The 14,550-nt window shown below is 60.3% G+C and carries 16 protein-coding genes and 1 pseudogene; 4 read left to right on the forward strand and 13 right to left on the reverse strand.

Translation table 11 applies throughout. The features are described 5' to 3' along the window. A pseudogene (locus tag JOZ06_RS12255) lies at positions 1 to 228 on the reverse strand (phospholipase); the annotation flags it as partial. Between the two features lie 344 nt (positions 229 to 572). On the opposite strand from JOZ06_RS12255, the gene JOZ06_RS12260 reads away from it, so the two are divergent. Further along, entirely contained in the window at positions 573 to 830 is a 258-nt protein-coding gene (locus tag JOZ06_RS12260) for a hypothetical protein (protein WP_293232805.1), read from the forward strand. Positions 831 to 1,016: 186 nt separating this feature from the next. After that, positions 1,017 to 1,739, forward strand: a complete 723-nt coding sequence (locus tag JOZ06_RS12265) for a hypothetical protein (protein WP_293232807.1) — start codon at positions 1,017 to 1,019, stop codon at positions 1,737 to 1,739. Positions 1,740 to 2,063: 324 nt separating this feature from the next. Here the strand turns inward: JOZ06_RS12265 and JOZ06_RS12270 are convergent, their stop codons facing one another. After that, entirely contained in the window at positions 2,064 to 2,390 is a 327-nt protein-coding gene (locus JOZ06_RS12270) for a DUF2442 domain-containing protein (protein WP_293232809.1), read from the reverse strand. 193 nt (positions 2,391 to 2,583) lie between these two features. Further along, the gene (locus JOZ06_RS12275) at positions 2,584 to 3,549 is read right to left on the reverse strand and encodes a quinone oxidoreductase (RefSeq protein WP_293232811.1); all 966 of its coding nucleotides are present in this window, start codon (positions 3,547 to 3,549) and stop codon (positions 2,584 to 2,586) included. Positions 3,550 to 3,714: 165 nt separating this feature from the next. On the opposite strand from JOZ06_RS12275, the gene JOZ06_RS12280 reads away from it, so the two are divergent. Then, positions 3,715 to 4,275 carry a hypothetical protein gene (locus JOZ06_RS12280; RefSeq protein ID WP_293232813.1) on the forward strand — a complete coding sequence of 187 codons (561 nt, stop codon included), beginning with the start codon at positions 3,715 to 3,717 and terminating at the stop codon, positions 4,273 to 4,275. 12 nt (positions 4,276 to 4,287) lie between these two features. Here the strand turns inward: JOZ06_RS12280 and JOZ06_RS12285 are convergent, their stop codons facing one another. Both JOZ06_RS12285 and JOZ06_RS12290 read right to left on the reverse strand, forming a co-directional pair. Next, the gene (locus JOZ06_RS12285) at positions 4,288 to 4,989 is read right to left on the reverse strand and encodes a Crp/Fnr family transcriptional regulator (RefSeq protein ID WP_293232815.1); all 702 of its coding nucleotides are present in this window, start codon (positions 4,987 to 4,989) and stop codon (positions 4,288 to 4,290) included. Positions 4,990 to 5,149: 160 nt separating this feature from the next. Next, entirely contained in the window at positions 5,150 to 6,214 is a 1,065-nt protein-coding gene (locus JOZ06_RS12290) for an aspartate-semialdehyde dehydrogenase (RefSeq protein WP_293232817.1), read from the reverse strand. A 105-nt stretch (positions 6,215 to 6,319) separates the two neighbouring features. On the opposite strand from JOZ06_RS12290, the gene JOZ06_RS12295 reads away from it, so the two are divergent. Continuing rightward, positions 6,320 to 7,144, forward strand: coding sequence for a LysR family transcriptional regulator (locus tag JOZ06_RS12295; protein ID WP_293232819.1), 825 nt, complete (start codon positions 6,320 to 6,322; stop codon positions 7,142 to 7,144). Positions 7,145 to 7,157: 13 nt separating this feature from the next. Here the strand turns inward: JOZ06_RS12295 and JOZ06_RS12300 are convergent, their stop codons facing one another. The 8 genes from JOZ06_RS12300 to JOZ06_RS12335 form a co-directional block, all read right to left on the reverse strand. After that, entirely contained in the window at positions 7,158 to 7,697 is a 540-nt protein-coding gene (locus JOZ06_RS12300) for an AAA family ATPase (RefSeq protein WP_293232821.1), read from the reverse strand. Between the two features lie 128 nt (positions 7,698 to 7,825). Then, entirely contained in the window at positions 7,826 to 8,578 is a 753-nt protein-coding gene (locus JOZ06_RS12305; protein ID WP_293232823.1) for a hypothetical protein, read from the reverse strand. Beyond that, positions 8,575 to 8,763 carry a hypothetical protein gene (locus JOZ06_RS12310; RefSeq protein ID WP_293232824.1) on the reverse strand — a complete coding sequence of 63 codons (189 nt, stop codon included), beginning with the start codon at positions 8,761 to 8,763 and terminating at the stop codon, positions 8,575 to 8,577. The genes JOZ06_RS12305 and JOZ06_RS12310 overlap by 4 nt, the downstream gene beginning before the upstream one ends. Before the next feature lie 517 nt (positions 8,764 to 9,280). Further along, positions 9,281 to 9,430: a hypothetical protein gene (locus JOZ06_RS12315; protein WP_293232826.1), complete on the reverse strand. Its 150-nt coding sequence runs from the start codon at positions 9,428 to 9,430 to the stop codon at positions 9,281 to 9,283. A 222-nt stretch (positions 9,431 to 9,652) separates the two neighbouring features. After that, positions 9,653 to 10,216, reverse strand: coding sequence for a TIGR00730 family Rossman fold protein (locus tag JOZ06_RS12320; protein WP_293232828.1), 564 nt, complete (start codon positions 10,214 to 10,216; stop codon positions 9,653 to 9,655). 3 nt (positions 10,217 to 10,219) lie between these two features. After that, positions 10,220 to 11,284, reverse strand: coding sequence for a ribonucleotide-diphosphate reductase subunit beta (locus JOZ06_RS12325; RefSeq protein WP_293232829.1), 1,065 nt, complete (start codon positions 11,282 to 11,284; stop codon positions 10,220 to 10,222). 99 nt (positions 11,285 to 11,383) lie between these two features. After that, positions 11,384 to 11,584, reverse strand: coding sequence for a hypothetical protein (locus JOZ06_RS12330; protein WP_293232831.1), 201 nt, complete (start codon positions 11,582 to 11,584; stop codon positions 11,384 to 11,386). A gap of 43 nt (positions 11,585 to 11,627) precedes the next feature. Then, positions 11,628 to 14,459, reverse strand: coding sequence for a ribonucleoside-diphosphate reductase subunit alpha (locus JOZ06_RS12335; protein ID WP_293232832.1), 2,832 nt, complete (start codon positions 14,457 to 14,459; stop codon positions 11,628 to 11,630). Positions 14,460 to 14,550 lie beyond the last annotated feature (91 nt).

The following is a 14,550-nucleotide window of genomic DNA, read 5'->3' on the forward strand; positions in this document are numbered from 1 at the left end:
GAATCCGATCAGCGCCTGGCGGCTGGCCTCGGCTTGCGCCGCCTCGATCTGCGGCCCTTGCGGCGTGAAACGCACGGCGAACCAGGCAAATTGGGTCGGCGACAGGGGGAGCGGTGCGCGCAATGACGCAATCAGCACATCGTCGGCCAGGCCATCCGCGAGCCCCAGCAGGTCCGATTCATTGCTGCCGACGCCATGCAGCAACAGCACGGCGCCGCTGGGTGGCATAGCGGGCGCCGACAGGCGGTGGACCAGGGCGGAGCCTGGCAATACGGTGGGCGCTGAAAAGGAGCGGGGCATAGCAAGCGCAAGATAAGGTGAGTGATGCCTTAGCCTACGGCGGAATAGTAGGTAAATAAACGATGTAAACGGCAATTAATCGTTTCCTCTTGGGAAACAATTAGTGGGTGTTGAATTTTCAGATTTTCCTGACAGTCACGCTATCTTGTCGAATCGGCGCTTGCTGGATAAGGTGGTGGGCGCGGCATTCGCCGTGTTTTATTGAGGCGCGAGCCCGGGGCGTTACCAGCACCCCGGACCCGCTAACCAAACCCACTGTACAGGAGCGAGTCATGGCTACTCATGATGGTAAGGCAGTTCACGTCGTTTCTCCAACCCAGCGTTTCCGCCAAGAGCAGTTGCTTTCTTTGATCTCGGTGTTGTGCAACCCACGCGAACAGCGTCGCAATCCGGACGTTTGCCGCTTGGTGGTCGATAGCCGTTTGGCGTGGCGCGCGGCGCCGATCGACGCCAACACCTCATGGCTGTATCTTCCCGTGGCGGCGCGGGCGCGGGAGGTGGCCGGCTGCTTGGTTCTCACCGCTGATTAAGCACTAACCGGAGGCGGGCCCCGTGAGGGGCCCGGACCGGCACTTCTTCCCTGCGGCGGCTTGACCGATAGTGAGGCTCTCTGGCTCTCGGCGGTTGCGCTGCGCAAAAAATACTATTCAATACCCCCTATCGTTGACTACAAAGCAAATGCAATATGCATAATCAACATTCGCATGGGAGGGGGTATGAGTGACCAAAGGGTAGCCGTGCTGGTCTTGAGCGCTGCTGCGGCCGTGCTAATCAGCGGGTGCGGCGTGTTTGAATCCAAATATATCGATAATGATCGTGGTGGTACCTACATGCAGGGAGAGCGCTCTTCTTTTACCGCGGGTCAAATCACCGATCTTGATACAGGAAATTGTTGGCAAAGTACCACGTGCGATGACAATTCGCCTGATGTCATCAAAACCAGCGATGGTAGGCGATTGAAAAAGATTAAAGACTGTCATTTGCTCGGCAAAATCGTGCTGACCAAACCGAGCGATAGTCAGGCATATGTGCTCTTTCGGCGCGATCCATCCGGTATGGTGGGGGCGGAAGGATCGACTGATCGGTTTTCTCCCGTTATGTGTGTCAGTCCTGCCGAAGCCGGCAAGAATTTCTCAACCTCTGGTGGCGTTAGCGTGGGGCTGAATGTGAAGGTCGCCGACACGCCGGCATCGCAAAAGATGGATGCGAGTAGTGCCGCCAACGAATCCATTGTCAACCTCCAAGGAGAGGATGCGGCCTCTCATTTTACCAATGTCGCGCTATTTCACCTTTGCATGGCCTATGGCAACGGCATCATCGGGGCAAGTGACTATATCGCTAATTTCAAGACAGTCGTCACCGGTGCCGTTAATATCGCCGCAGGCAAAGATGCTTCGGCCGGGAGTGCGGCACCAGCCCCCAAAGCGAAGGGTAAGTAATTGGCATTTGGGCCGGTGCTCGGGCTTGCCGGGCAGCGGCTGTCGCTTGGTTAGGGTGCTGGCCTGGTATGACAATGAATGGGGTTTCTCGAAACGCTTGCTTGAGCGGGGGTTATGATGGAACAACGCAACTTGTGATCTGCGCCAGCGCATCAAGCCTCATGGTGTTTTCTGCGGGGTCTGTGCGTTGTCGGGATTGTCATTAGGCGGACCCCGTGAGGTGCCCGGGCTGGGAGTGTGTAGCGTGCGTTCGCGAAGCAACGCACGGTTTATAGACATGCAACAAGACTTAAGCGCCGGCAACTTTCTTGCGCAAACACTCATTCATTGTTGGTTTCCCGAAATCTGCCCAGCGATCGAGATATGCACGTCTTGTTCTTCCAGGCACAGAGCGCTGCCGCCAAAACCAAGCTGCAAACGCTCAAGTGCTGCCTGATCGAGCGTGGCGAGTTCAGGATAGTTGGCCACAGGCAGCATCACGGGGCTTGCATTGGCAAAGCCGATCAGCAGGGCACGGGGGGCGGGCAGATAGCGTATCGATGTGGCGTGTGAACTGGTGGATTGGCGATCGTGCCCACGCGTGATGGCCTGGGCGAGTACGTCTGCTGTCACCGGTTCATCGAGCGGTTCTTTGGCTTTCACGACTGTCATAAGGCTATCTCCATTGGCGCTGTCCGCAGCTATGCTCAGCGCTATCTTGTTGTGCCACGCATCTAGTAGATATATCCCACGATATGACAGGTTTACCTGTCAGTCAGTTTCCATGGTGGAGAGGCGTGTTCGCATGCAGGAAGGCCACGCGAGCCCTGTCGCGTGAGCATGCCCAGGGCTCGCGCCTCCTCGCTCAGGGAATGAGCAGCACCTTGCCGCTCGACCGCCGGCTTTCCAGGAACGCATGCGCTTGTGCGCCATCGGCCAGCGCAAAACGCGCGGCGATATGCACCCGCACGGCGCCACTGCGAATGCCGTCGAACAGCATCGCGGCGCGCTGACGGCGCTCGTGCGCCGAGGTCAGTACGTTCCATAGATCGCCGCCGCTCAGTGTCTGCGACCGGTCCATCAGCCAACGCGGATCGACGTGCGGCGGATCGCCGGCCGCCATGCCGTAAAACACGACATGACCGCCGGTGCGCGTGGCGCGCAGGCTGTCGAGCAGTGTGGTGCCGACCGACTCGTACACCACGTCGACGCCGCGGCCATCGCGGCTACCGGCTTGCGCCTGTTGCACCCAGTCCGATTCGTACAACAGCACTTCATCGGCGCCGGCTTCGCGTACCGGCGGCACTTTGTCGGCGCGGGAGGTCAGGCCGATGACCTTCGCGCCCAAGCGCTTGGCCATTTGCACCAGTAATAGCCCGACACCGCCCGCCGCGGCATGGATCAAAACGGTCTCTCCCGCTTGAATCGCGTGACTATCCGATACCAGATACTGCGCGGTGAGGCCTTGCAGCGCCGAGGCGGCCGCGATGTCGAAAGCGATATCGTCCGGCAGCGCAATCAGCTTGTCGAACGGCACGGATACCAGCTCGGCATTGGCGTAGGGGGCGTCGGCAAAGACGACGCGGGTGCCGACGGGAAAGGGGCTGTCGCCTTCGGCCGAGAGGATCGTGCCCGCCGCTTCATAACCGGCGATGTATGGCGGTTGGCCTTGTAGGTGATAGTGGCCGCGCCGGCGGTATACGTCGGCAAAGTTCAGGCCGATCGCCTCGGTGCGAACGATCGCATAGCCAGAGGTGGGGATGGGATCGGGAACGTCGATGTATTCGAGAACGTCCGGTTCGCCGAAGCGGCTGAAGGTGAGTGCTTTCAAGAAAAACTCCGCGTCCAAGGATGGGTATGAGCGATAGCGTAGTGCCAATCGCGGGGCGTGTTAAACGAATAATATTGGCGTCAGTAATAAGAAATGCTGATGGTGGCGCGGACAAGAATTTTCAATCCAAATGACATGACGCAATGGCGTTGTTAGAATTTCGTCATGAGAAAAATGTGTATTCTGCTGCAGGGCGCAAGCCTGTTGATGGCGCCTCCCGGTTTTGCCGCTGACGGTGAGCAAGTGCAAGGGAGTGGTGGCACCTATTTGCACTACAGTTCCAGCCAGTTGCGCGTCGATTGCGATGCGGCCGGCATGGCCGATCAGGCGCGGTGGCAAGACGCGGTGTTGGCGCTGGCGCCGGCACAGGCGTTTCAGGCCACGCAACGCGCGCTGCCGCGCCTGGGTTATCAGCCGCTCGACCAGGACGCCGATTTCAACTTGATTCGCGCCGACAAGGATGAGGTGTTGGTCAGCGAAGCCCGGCAAGTGCTGCGCGGCCTGCTGAAGATGAAACTGCCATTGCCGGGCAAACCGGACCATCAAACCACCGAGCTGCTGCTCAGCATCCGGCCTGCCGGCAGCGCGCGCGAAAGCCAATTGCGCTTGCGGTTGCAACGGACCGTTTGGGATAGCAACGGCAACGCACGGACGATGTTGTGCGGAAATCTCGATGATTACCGCCGCGTGGTCACGGAAATTCGCAAAAGCGCCCTGGGGATGTGACGACGCCCGCGATCATGACGCTGTTGCCGGGACCTCATCCGCCTCGGTGCCGCGGGCGATCTGCTGGAGCGACAACGCGTCGAGAAGGGTGATATTTCTGCCGCTGACATGGATGGTGCCCTGCGATCGCAGCACCTGCAGCGTGCGCGACAGGGTTTCCGGCTCGATATTCAATAGCGAGGCGATCACCGCTTTGTCGCAAGGAAAGCGGGCGCAGCCATCTTTATAGTTCAAGTGCAGCAGATAGTTGCCGACCCGGCGCAGCGCATCCGCATGCGAGGTCAAATTGATGTTCTCGGTCAGGGCAAACCAGCGTTTCGCCAAATTGCGCGCCAGCATCAGGCTGAGCTCGGCATGCATGCCATGGATGTTATTGAGCATATCCTTGGGGATGCACAATAAGGTGCTATCGCAAAGCGCTCTGGCGTCATGTTGGTAGATCCTGTCCAACAGCAGCGCCGCCTCGCCGATAAAGTCGCCCGGCTCCAATATTTCGATCACCCGGCTTTTCTTGTCGGAGATGACAACGGAAATAATGCCGCTGACGATCAAGAATAAATTGTCGCTGCTTTCATCGATGCAGAAGACGTACTCTTTCGATTTAATCCTTTCGACCGAGGACAGGGTTAGCAGGTCGTGCAGCGTGGTACCGGAAAACTGTGCGCACAGTTTGGGGTACGCGGATAGAAATGTCGTGATTTCGCCGTGGTTCATGAAGCAGGCCTTTTCGCCGCCTTGGCATGGAAGGCCCCATTAATGTAACGATTCCGTCATGGCGTCCATCCGTCGTCGGGCCGATACGTCGTGGCCAGAGTGATTAGACGCGCTGGGTGTTGGCCTGAGGCGCGCCATTCGGCGCGCTCCCCAAGGCGGCTTATGCGGTGCCGCGGCGCCGGGCGACGTGCGCATTGAAGTCGGCGCGCTGGATCAGCGCCTCGGCAATCTGCACCGCGTTGAGCGCCGCGCCCTTGCGGACGTTGTCGGCCACCACCCAGAGATTCAAGCCGTTTGTCACCGTGGGGTCGGCGCGCAAGCGGGAGACGAAGACGTCATCCTCGCCCGCCGCGCTCAGCGGGGTGGCGTAACCGCCCGGCGCAGGCACGTCGTGCACGGTGATGCCGGGCGCCTCGGTCAGCAAGCGGCGCGCCGTTGCCACGTCGAGGGCCCTCGCCAATTCGACGTTCACGGCCTCGGCGTGGCCCACCATCACCGGAACCCGCACGCAAGTGGCGCTCAAGCGGATTTCGGGGGCCAGGATTTTGTGCAACTCCTGCTCCATCTTCCATTCTTCCCGAGTGCGGCCGTCATCGAGGAAGCTGTCGATGTGCGGAATGACGTTGAACGCATACGGCACCGCCGCTTCGTCGGTTTCTGGCGTCGGCCATGTCACCGTCGAGCCCGCTAGCCGGGCCGTTTCCACTTCCTGCCGCAGTCTTGCCACCTGGCGCTTGCCGCCACCGGATACCGATTGATAGGTGGCGACCACGACGCGCCGAATGCCGGCGGCGCGGTGCAACGGCGCCAGCGCCACCGCAAGCTGTATGGTCGAGCAATTGGCCACCGGCAAAATGCGCCGAGCGGACCAGCCGTCCAAGGCGGAGACGTTGACTTCGGGCACGACCAGCGGCACATCGGGCGCCATCCGGAACGCGGAGCTGTTATCGATTACCACGCAGCCCGTCTCGGCTGCCTGGGGCGAGAGCACGCTCGAATTCTCGCCGCCGGTGGAGAGAAACAGGATGTCCGTTTGGTTGAAATCGTGGCGAGCCAAATCCGACACCGTGAGCCGGTTGCCGCCGTAGTCGACGGTCTGTCCGACGGAACGGGCGGATGCCAAGGCCACGACCTGTTCGGCGGGGAAGCCACGCGCGGCCAACGTGGCCAACATGACGCCCCCGACATTGCCGGTGGCGCCGCCGACTGCGATACGGTATGCCATGTTTCGTCCTTTCTTTTTTGCTTGAGATGGTGGCAATAGCGTAGTGGCTGTGGTTGAATAAGTTAAACGAATAATGATTAAGCAAAAGATAAGAAATATTGATTTATGGACGCGGATCTACTGAAGACCTTTCTGGCGGTGATTCGCCAGGGCAGTTTTGTCGGCGCCGCTGAGCAGGTGGGCCGGACTCAATCGGCGGTAAGCCAGCAAATTCAGCGGCTGGAAGGCCTCGTTGGCGGTCCTTTGCTGGTGCGGACTAGCCGAGCGATTCGTTTGACGGTGGCCGGCGAGCGCTTTGTCGAATACGCGCAGCGCTTGGTCGACCTGGCGGATGAGGCCAAGCGCGCCGTGCACGGCTTGGCCGTGCAGCGAACGCTGCGCGTCGGCATTGTCGAGGATCTGGCAGGGTTTGCCCTGGCGGAGATTTTGCGGCGCTTGCACGATGAGGCGCCGTCGTTGCAACTGGAGATTCACTCGGCGTCGACGCGCGAGTTATTGCCGCTGCTCGGCTTTCGCTACGATGTGGTGATCGGCATGAAGCCGCTGGCGTCGCGTGGCGGCGTGGAATTGTCGCGGTTGTCATTATGCTGGCTGGGCGAGTGGCAGGGCGGACCGGTGCCGCTGGCGCTGCATCCCGATGGCTGCGGCATGCGCCAGGCGGCCATCCAAGCGCTTGATGCCGCGGGGATCGATTGGCGGGCCGCCATCGTCGCCGACGGTATCTTGCCGAATATCGCCATTGTCCGTGCCGGCCTGGCGGTGACCGTGCTGGCCGATGCCCTCTGTCCCGCCGACCTGCCGCGCAGCCAGGGCTTGCCCGCGCTGCAACCCCTGTCGCTGCGGCTATTCGCGCACGAAGAAGCTGACCGGCAAGCGACCGAGACGCTGGGGCGCATCATCAGCGAAACGCTGGGCGCGGCGGTGTGTTGATGCGGGGTGGCGGCTATATGCCCAGTGTGTGCAGAACGAAATCGGCGCGTTCGGCCACGCTGGTCTTGGGCAGGATGCAGACGTCGTAGCCGAGCTTGGGATAGCCTTCCAGCAACTGTGTATATTCCGCCGTGGCGCTCTCAATACTGTACCAACGCGTGGCGTCTTGTGGTTGGATTTCCGGCCAGGGCGGGGCTAGAAACACTCGGTGGTGGTTGCGCGGCAGTTGTCCCAGCAGGCTCGATAGTGGCTCGCTGCTGAGGAGGTGGTAAGTTACCACGGAGTCGGTCCAGCTGCGGTCGAAGAAAACCCATTCGTCTGCTTTGGCGGTTTTCTGTACGGTGATGATGTCTTCCAACGCCATAACGAGCGTGCGTAGCACGTAGACGCGAGGCTCGAACCACGGCCGCAGGGCGCCATTCAAGGCCAGTTGGTTGCTGACGATGCGCTTGGCGGGTTCTTCCACCACGCGATAGCCACGCCGATTGAGTTCCGCCAGCAAGGTGGACTTGCCTCCACCCGAATACCCTGAAATAACGACAAACCTGCTCATTCAGCCCCTCCCTCCATGTCAATGGCGAGCGAATCGCCCGATTCACCTTGACCACCAGCTGTCAGGGAAGTGCCCTGGCAAATAAAAAGCCTCTCTGGAAGGCTTGTGGCAGAAGAGAGAACTGCGGTTTAAGGTAGTGCAAACTGAGCGTCAGCCAAGGTGCTGTCACTGATTGGCGCGTTTGCTTGGGAGATGTGGCTGTAAGCCGCGTGGTCAAAAAATGCCACGCAACTGATTTCAGCGACGGGAATCACGACCTTATATTGACTGAGATCTTCTCCTGTTCGGTTGTAGAACCCATGGTAGTCATTCACCAACTGAATTTTGAGGGTGTCTTTGTCACGATAACCGCTAGCAAATGGCAGTATGGCGGTATATTCCCGCCTGGAAAAATCGTCATTTGTGATTTGCGTTGTGGCAAAGCCAATATAAATTTTTCGGGATTTTGTCGTAACTTGAATGAGCCGCTCTTGTGCCACTGCTACATAGAAGATGTGATCCAACTCATCGGTTAATGTAATTTCAGCAACAGCGCGCTTGATGTGCTTCTCGCTGTTGGCCAAGAGACCAAAGATCAGTCCCAATAGACACGTGAGTGTTGCCCAGCAAAACAGTGCAAGATGGCCTGGTTGGATGACCTGCGCAAGGACAAGACTTAGCTCTGGCAATATTCTGTGCGGCGAATAGCCGAACTGATGTGCTAATCCCATGCCGATCGCAATGAAAAGAGCGGAGATCACAGCGAATAGAGTGCCCCAGGCGCCGACATGAAAGTAGGCGTCCCACCCTGATGATTTTGCTTGTTTAAAGCGCGAAAGTGGTCTTCGATCGACAAACAGATGACCACTTATGACGATGATGAGCAGCGCGAGTGCTGTCATTGACCTACTTTAGGCATGGACTGAAAGAAGGCATGGGCAGTATCGCGTATCCGTTGCCGTGTGTCGGGGTCGTCCAGATTGAGCCGGATTCTGCCATGGGTGTCGTCAATGACGACGCCTTTGCTTTTGTCGAGCATATCAATCAGCTTCTCTACTTCTGCGTTCTTCTTGGACGCAAAAATCATGAAGGTCCTCCTCGCGTCTAAAAACCTTTTCTGGCCTTATGTTTAGCGGATAAAGCGTGGCTCGATTCTAGCAGTTTGAATGCCCTTGGCAATGGTGCGTGGTTGAAGTAGGGCGGCCTTTCGATCAGTCATGGCACATGAGCGTTTCAGCAAATAAAAAGCCCCCCAGTAGGAGGCTTGCGGCTAGGGTCTGTCTGCAAACTATTTGCGGCTGCGGCCGGCATCAGCCGGATGCAGCGCTAGAAGCGCGTCCCGCCGCAGTGTCATTCACTGCCAGGGACAAGCGACAACGCGATGCGCCGGCGGATACCGGCCCCGAAGGGCTGGCCTGGTAAACGGCCATCTGCGTCGTTGGGCGGCTTGGCCTTAGAATGACTAAGGCCGGCGCCCCCCGCCTAGCATCTGGCCATTTGCCAGGTCAGCGCAGTTCACAAATAGTTTGCAGACAGACCCTAAAGAGGGTGGCCTTTCCTGCCGTGTTACGGCGCGGTAGGAAAGGCCTTGCCCCCAACCACGCTTACTTGCCCATTTTCTTGGCAGTGGGCGCGGCGGCTTTCACCTTGGTGGTGGTCTTTGCCGTGGTTTTCGGGCTGGCCGCGGTTTTTGCGGTGGTCGCCGTGGTGGTGGTTTTGCGAGTCGTGCTCGCCGGTTTGGTCAGTGCCATCATGTCCTCCTTTTCCTGGGGAGTTTGTCAAATGACAAACAATATATCGTTGAATATATTGCAAAAATCAAGTTTTCTCTGCAATGGAAAAAGATGAATCAAGGCATCGTGCTTCATGCCGGCGGCACGATATATGACAAACCCCGCGTGGCGGGGTTTGTGTGGCGAGCTTGACGGGAAATCAGCGGCAGACGTTTTTACAAAAAAATGCCATTTCGCTGACGGCTATCCCCACTTCCTCGGCGGCGGCCGATAGCTCGCAAACCCCCGTAGAATGGCCTCCGGGGTTTGCGCCACCACCAGCATGTCGAGGTATTCCTTGCGCATGAAACCTTCGTCGCTCATGTGGCGGGCGAAGGCGAGCAGGGCATCGTAGTAGCCGGCGATATTGAGTACGCCGCAGGGTTTGTCGTGGCGGCCGAGTTGGGCCCAGGTCCATTGCTCGAACAGCTCTTCCAATGTGCCGGTACTGCCGGGCAGCGCGATAAAGCCGTCGGCGAGTTCGGCCATGCGCGCCTTGCGTTCGTGCATGGTCTCGACTACGTCGAGCCGTGACAGGCCTTTGTGAGCGATTTCGCGTTCGACCAGATGGCGCGGCATGACGCCGATCACCTGCCCGCCGGCCTCAAGCGCCGCGTCGGCCACCGCGCCCATCAGACCGACCTGGCCCCCGCCGTAGATCAGCGAGAGACCGGCTTGTGCCAAGGCGCGGCCGGTGGCGCGCGCCATGTCGGCGTAAACCGGCCGGCTGCCGGCGCTCGATCCGCAAAAGACGCAAAGCGATTGCACCGCTCAGTCCCAGCTCAACGCGCCGCCGGTCTGATATTCGGTGACGCGGGTCTCGAAGAAGTTCTTTTCCTTCTTCAGATCGATCATCTCGCTCATCCACGGGAACGGGTTGTCGGCGCCGGGGAATAGCGGCTCCATGCCGATCTGGGTCATGCGCCGGTTGGCGATGAAGCGCAGGTATTCCTTGAACATGCCGGCGTTCAGGCCCAGCACGCCGCGCGGCATGGTGTCCTCGGCGTAGGCGTACTCCAGGTCGACCGCGTGCTGGAACAGGTCGTTGAGCTCGGCCTTGAACGACTCGGTCCACAGCTGCGGGTTTTCCAGTTTGATGGTGTTGATCAGGTCGATGCCGAAATTGCAGTGCATCGACTCGTCGCGCAGGATGTATTGGTATTGCTCGGCGGCGCCGGTCATCTTGTTTTGCCGGCCGAGCGCCAGGATCTGCACAAAGCCGACGTAGAAGAACAGCCCTTCCATGATGCAGGCGAACACGATCAGCGACTTGAGCAGTTTCTGATCGTTGGCGACGGTGCCGGTCTTGAATTGCGGGTCGGTCAGCACGTCGATGAACGGAATGAGAAAATCGTCCTTGGCGCTGATCGAGCCGATTTCATGGTAGGCATTGAACACTTCGCCTTCGTCGAGCCCCAGGCTTTCGACGATGTATTGATAGGCGTGGGTGTGGATCGCCTCGTCGAACGCCTGGCGCAGCAAGAACTGCCGGCACTCGGGCGCGGTGATCTGGCGGTAGGTGCCGAGCACGATGTTGTTGGCCGCCAGGCTGTCTGCGGTCACGAAAAAGCCCAGGTTGCGCTTGACGATGCGCATTTCGTCTTCGCTGAGCTGGCCGGTCTTCCACTGCTCGATGTCGCGCTGCATGTTGATTTCCTGCGGCATCCAGTGGTTGGCGCACTGCGATAGATATTTCTCCCACGCCCATTTGTATTTGAACGGCACTAACTGGTTGACGTCGGTGGTGCCGTTGATGATGCGCTTGTCGACCACGTTGACGCGGCTGGCAGCCGGCGGCGCGGTCTTGGGTTCGATGGTTTCGTCAAAGTTCAACATGGGTTTCTCGATAATTTTTATGTTTTTAGGGGGTACGCCGCCCGCCGGGCGCGTCTGGCGCGCCCGTTCGGGGGCGATCCGCGGCGTGGCCTGGAAAGGCTAGGCCGGACTATCGGCGTCTAACGGCGCCGGGTCCTGCTGGCGGATGGCATAGAGCGGCACGCTGGCCTTGCTCAGAATCAGCATGCCCGCCAACGCGCGCGGCGTGTCCGGGCCGGGGGCGTCGAACGTCAGCCTCACCGTGTTGTTGGTGACGCCGTTGGTGGCGTTTTGGCACGCCAAAAAGACGGAGGCACTCATGCTGTTTCCTTTCTGGTTGTTGCCGGTCAGTCCGCCGCCGCTGTTACTGGCAGGCTTCGCAGTCCGGATTGTCAATCGAGCAAAACTTGGCGTCGGTCGCGGGTTCGATTCCCGCCGCCGCGCGTAGCGCTTCGCCGCCCGCCACCGGCACGGCGTTGAGCTCTCCGCCGCGACCGGTGGATTTCTCGCCGGACGATGCCGCCAGCGTGCGCAGGTAGTAGGTGGTTTTCAGTCCGCGCAGCCAGGCCAGGCGGTAGAGCTCGTCCAGCTTCTTGCCGGATGCGCCGGCCATATACAGGTTGAGCGACTGCGCCTGGTCGATCCATTTCTGCCGGCGCGAGGCGGCCTCCACCAGCCACTTGGGGTCGATCTCGAACGCGGTGGCGTACAGTTCGCGCAGCGCCGCCGGCACGCGGTCGATGCGGCCCAGGCTGCCGTCGAAGTATTTGAGGTCGGAGATCATCACCTCGTCCCACAGGCCATGCTGTTTCAGATCGCGCACCAGGTATTCGTTGGTGACGGTGAATTCGCCCGACAAGTTCGATTTGACGAACAGGTTCTGGTAGGTCGGCTCGATCGAGGCCGATACGCCGATGATGTTGGCGATGGTGGCGGTGGGGGCGATGGCCAGGCAGTTGGAGTTGCGCATGCCGTGTTGGCGGATGCGCTGGCGCAGCGGCGCCCAGTCGAGTGTGGCGCTTTGGTCCATTTCAAGGTTGCCGCCGCGTTCTTCGGCCAAGAGCTTGATGCTGTCTTGCGGCAAGACGCCTTGATCCCACAGGCTGCCGCCGTAGCTCGGGTAGCGGCCGCGCTCTTCGGCGAGCTCGGTCGATGCCCAGTAGGCGTGATGGGCGACGAGCTCCATCGCGCGGTCGGCGAATTCGACCGCGGCGGCCGAGGCGTAGGGCACGCGCTTGATGTGCAGGCAGTCCTGGAAGCCCATGATGCCCAACCCCACCGGACGGTGCTTGAGGTTGGAATTGGCCGCCTTCTTCACTGGGTAGAAGTTGATGTCGATGACGTTGTCGAGCATGCGCATGGCGACAGACACGGTGCGCTTGAGCTTGTCGCCGTCCAGCTCGCCGTCCTTCATATGGCGCGCCAAGTTGATCGAGCCCAGGTTGCACACGGCGATTTCTTCGTCGTTGGTGTTGAGCGTGATCTCGGTGCACAGGTTGGAGCTGTGCACGACGCCAATGTGGCGCTGCGGACTACGGATATTGCACGGGTCCTTGAAGGTGATCCACGGATGCCCGGTTTCAAACAGCATGGTCAGCATCTTGCGCCATAGGCTCAAGGCCGGCACGCGCTTGAATACCTTGATCAGACCCTGGTCGGCCAGGGCTTCGTACTCGCGGTAGCGTTTCTCGAACGCGGCGCCGTAGAGGTCGTGCAGGTCGATGCACTCCGACGGCGAGAACAGCGTCCAGTCGCCGCCCTCGTGCACGCGCTTCATGAACAAGTCCGGAATCCAGTTGGCGGTGTTCATGTCGTGGGTGCGGCGGCGATCGTCGCCGGTGTTCTTGCGCAGCTCCAGGAATTCCTCGATATCGGCGTGCCAGGTTTCCAGGTAGGCGCAGACCGCGCCCTTGCGTTTGCCGCCCTGATTCACCGCCACGGCGGTGTCGTTGACCACCTTGAGGAACGGCACCACGCCTTGCGATTTGCCGTTGGTGCCCTTGATGTGGGCGCCCATGGCGCGCACCGGGGTCCAGTCGTTGCCCAGGCCGCCGGCGAACTTGGATAGGAGGGCGTTTTCCTTGATGGCTTCGTAGATGCCGTCGAGGTCGTCGGCCACCGTGGTCAGATAGCAACTGGAGAGCTGACTGCGGCGGGTGCCGGAATTGAATAGCGTCGGCGTCGACGACATGAAATCGAAGGTCGACAGCACGTTGTAGAAATCGATGGCGCGCGCCTCGCGCTCCGGCTCGTTCAGCGCCAGACCCATGGCGACGCGCATGAAGAACGCCTGCGGCATTTCGATGCGCCGGCCGTCGATGTGCAGGAAGTAGCGGTCGTACAGCGTTTGCAGGCCGAGGTAGCCGAATTGCAGGTCGCGCTCGGCGTCGAGCGCGGCGCCGAGCTTGGCCAGATCGAATTCCGCCAGGCGGCTGTCGAGCAGTTCCGCCGCGATGCCCTGCGCGATGAAGCGGGCGAAGTAGCTCGGGTAGAGCGCGCCCATCGCTTCTTGCGCCACCGGTTCGCCCAGGATGTCCTGGCGAATGGAGCCCAGCAACAGACGGGCGGTGACCAGGTCATAGCACGGGTCGCGTTCGATCAGCGCGCGCGCGGCCAGAATCGACGACTTGGCCACTTCGTCGGCGCTCACGCCGTCGTACAGGTTTTTCAGCGTTTCGGCCAGAATGGCGTCGGCGTCGGCTTGCGCTTGGCCTTTGCAGGCGGCGCCGATGGTGGCGCGCAACGCGGTCAGGTTGAGCGGCTGGCGCTGGCCGTTGCTCGCGACGACGTTGATTTCGTGGTGGTGCTCGGGACGCTGGGCGCGCTCGCGGGCGCGTTCCTCGCGGTAGAGCACGTAGGCGCGGGCCACGTCATGTTCGCCGGCGCGCATCAGCGACAGCTCGACCTGGTCCTGGATTTCTTCGATATGGATGGCGCCGCCGTCGGGCTTGCGCCGCATCAGCGCGGCGACCACGGTATCGGTATGGGCGGCGACTCTGTCGCGCAGGCTGGCGGAGCCGGCCGCATGCTGGCCGAGCACGGCCAGGAAGGCCTTGCTCATGGCGACGGAAATCTTGACCGGTTCAAACGGCACCACCGCGCCATTGCGGCGAATGGTTTGCCAGGCACTGTAATCGGGCGCCGCGTCGGCGTCTTGCGCCTCGGCACCGGTGTTTGCATGCAAAGTCGATGACATGGAGTCCTCGTTGTTTCAGATGGTTTCTTGTTATTGCGCCGGCCGAGCTGGTGGTAGCCGGGTTGAGGCGCGCCGTTGTTTGCAACACAAG

It is taken from the genome of Paludibacterium sp. (genome assembly GCF_019232825.1).
GTDB lineage: Bacteria > Pseudomonadota > Gammaproteobacteria > Burkholderiales > Chromobacteriaceae > Paludibacterium.

Excerpts from the sequence above, each read along its gene's own strand:
- JOZ06_RS12260 (WP_293232805.1), top strand. The coding sequence starts at position 573 with ATGGCTACTCATGATGGTAAGGCAGTTCACGTCGTTTCTCCAACCCAG.
- JOZ06_RS12265 (WP_293232807.1), top strand. The coding sequence starts at position 1,017 with ATGAGTGACCAAAGGGTAGCCGTGCTGGTCTTGAGCGCTGCTGCGGCC.
- JOZ06_RS12270 (WP_293232809.1), bottom strand. The coding sequence starts at position 2,390 with ATGACAGTCGTGAAAGCCAAAGAACCGCTCGATGAACCGGTGACAGCA.
- JOZ06_RS12280 (WP_293232813.1), top strand. The coding sequence starts at position 3,715 with ATGAGAAAAATGTGTATTCTGCTGCAGGGCGCAAGCCTGTTGATGGCG.
- JOZ06_RS12285 (WP_293232815.1), bottom strand. The coding sequence starts at position 4,989 with ATGAACCACGGCGAAATCACGACATTTCTATCCGCGTACCCCAAACTG.
- JOZ06_RS12290 (WP_293232817.1), bottom strand. The coding sequence starts at position 6,214 with ATGGCATACCGTATCGCAGTCGGCGGCGCCACCGGCAATGTCGGGGGC.
- JOZ06_RS12295 (WP_293232819.1), top strand. The coding sequence starts at position 6,320 with ATGGACGCGGATCTACTGAAGACCTTTCTGGCGGTGATTCGCCAGGGC.
- JOZ06_RS12300 (WP_293232821.1), bottom strand. The coding sequence starts at position 7,697 with ATGAGCAGGTTTGTCGTTATTTCAGGGTATTCGGGTGGAGGCAAGTCC.
- JOZ06_RS12305 (WP_293232823.1), bottom strand. The coding sequence starts at position 8,578 with ATGACAGCACTCGCGCTGCTCATCATCGTCATAAGTGGTCATCTGTTT.
- JOZ06_RS12310 (WP_293232824.1), bottom strand. The coding sequence starts at position 8,763 with ATGATTTTTGCGTCCAAGAAGAACGCAGAAGTAGAGAAGCTGATTGAT.
- JOZ06_RS12315 (WP_293232826.1), bottom strand. The coding sequence starts at position 9,430 with ATGATGGCACTGACCAAACCGGCGAGCACGACTCGCAAAACCACCACC.
- JOZ06_RS12325 (WP_293232829.1), bottom strand. The coding sequence starts at position 11,284 with ATGTTGAACTTTGACGAAACCATCGAACCCAAGACCGCGCCGCCGGCT.
- JOZ06_RS12330 (WP_293232831.1), bottom strand. The coding sequence starts at position 11,584 with ATGAGTGCCTCCGTCTTTTTGGCGTGCCAAAACGCCACCAACGGCGTC.
- JOZ06_RS12335 (WP_293232832.1), bottom strand. The coding sequence starts at position 14,459 with ATGTCATCGACTTTGCATGCAAACACCGGTGCCGAGGCGCAAGACGCC.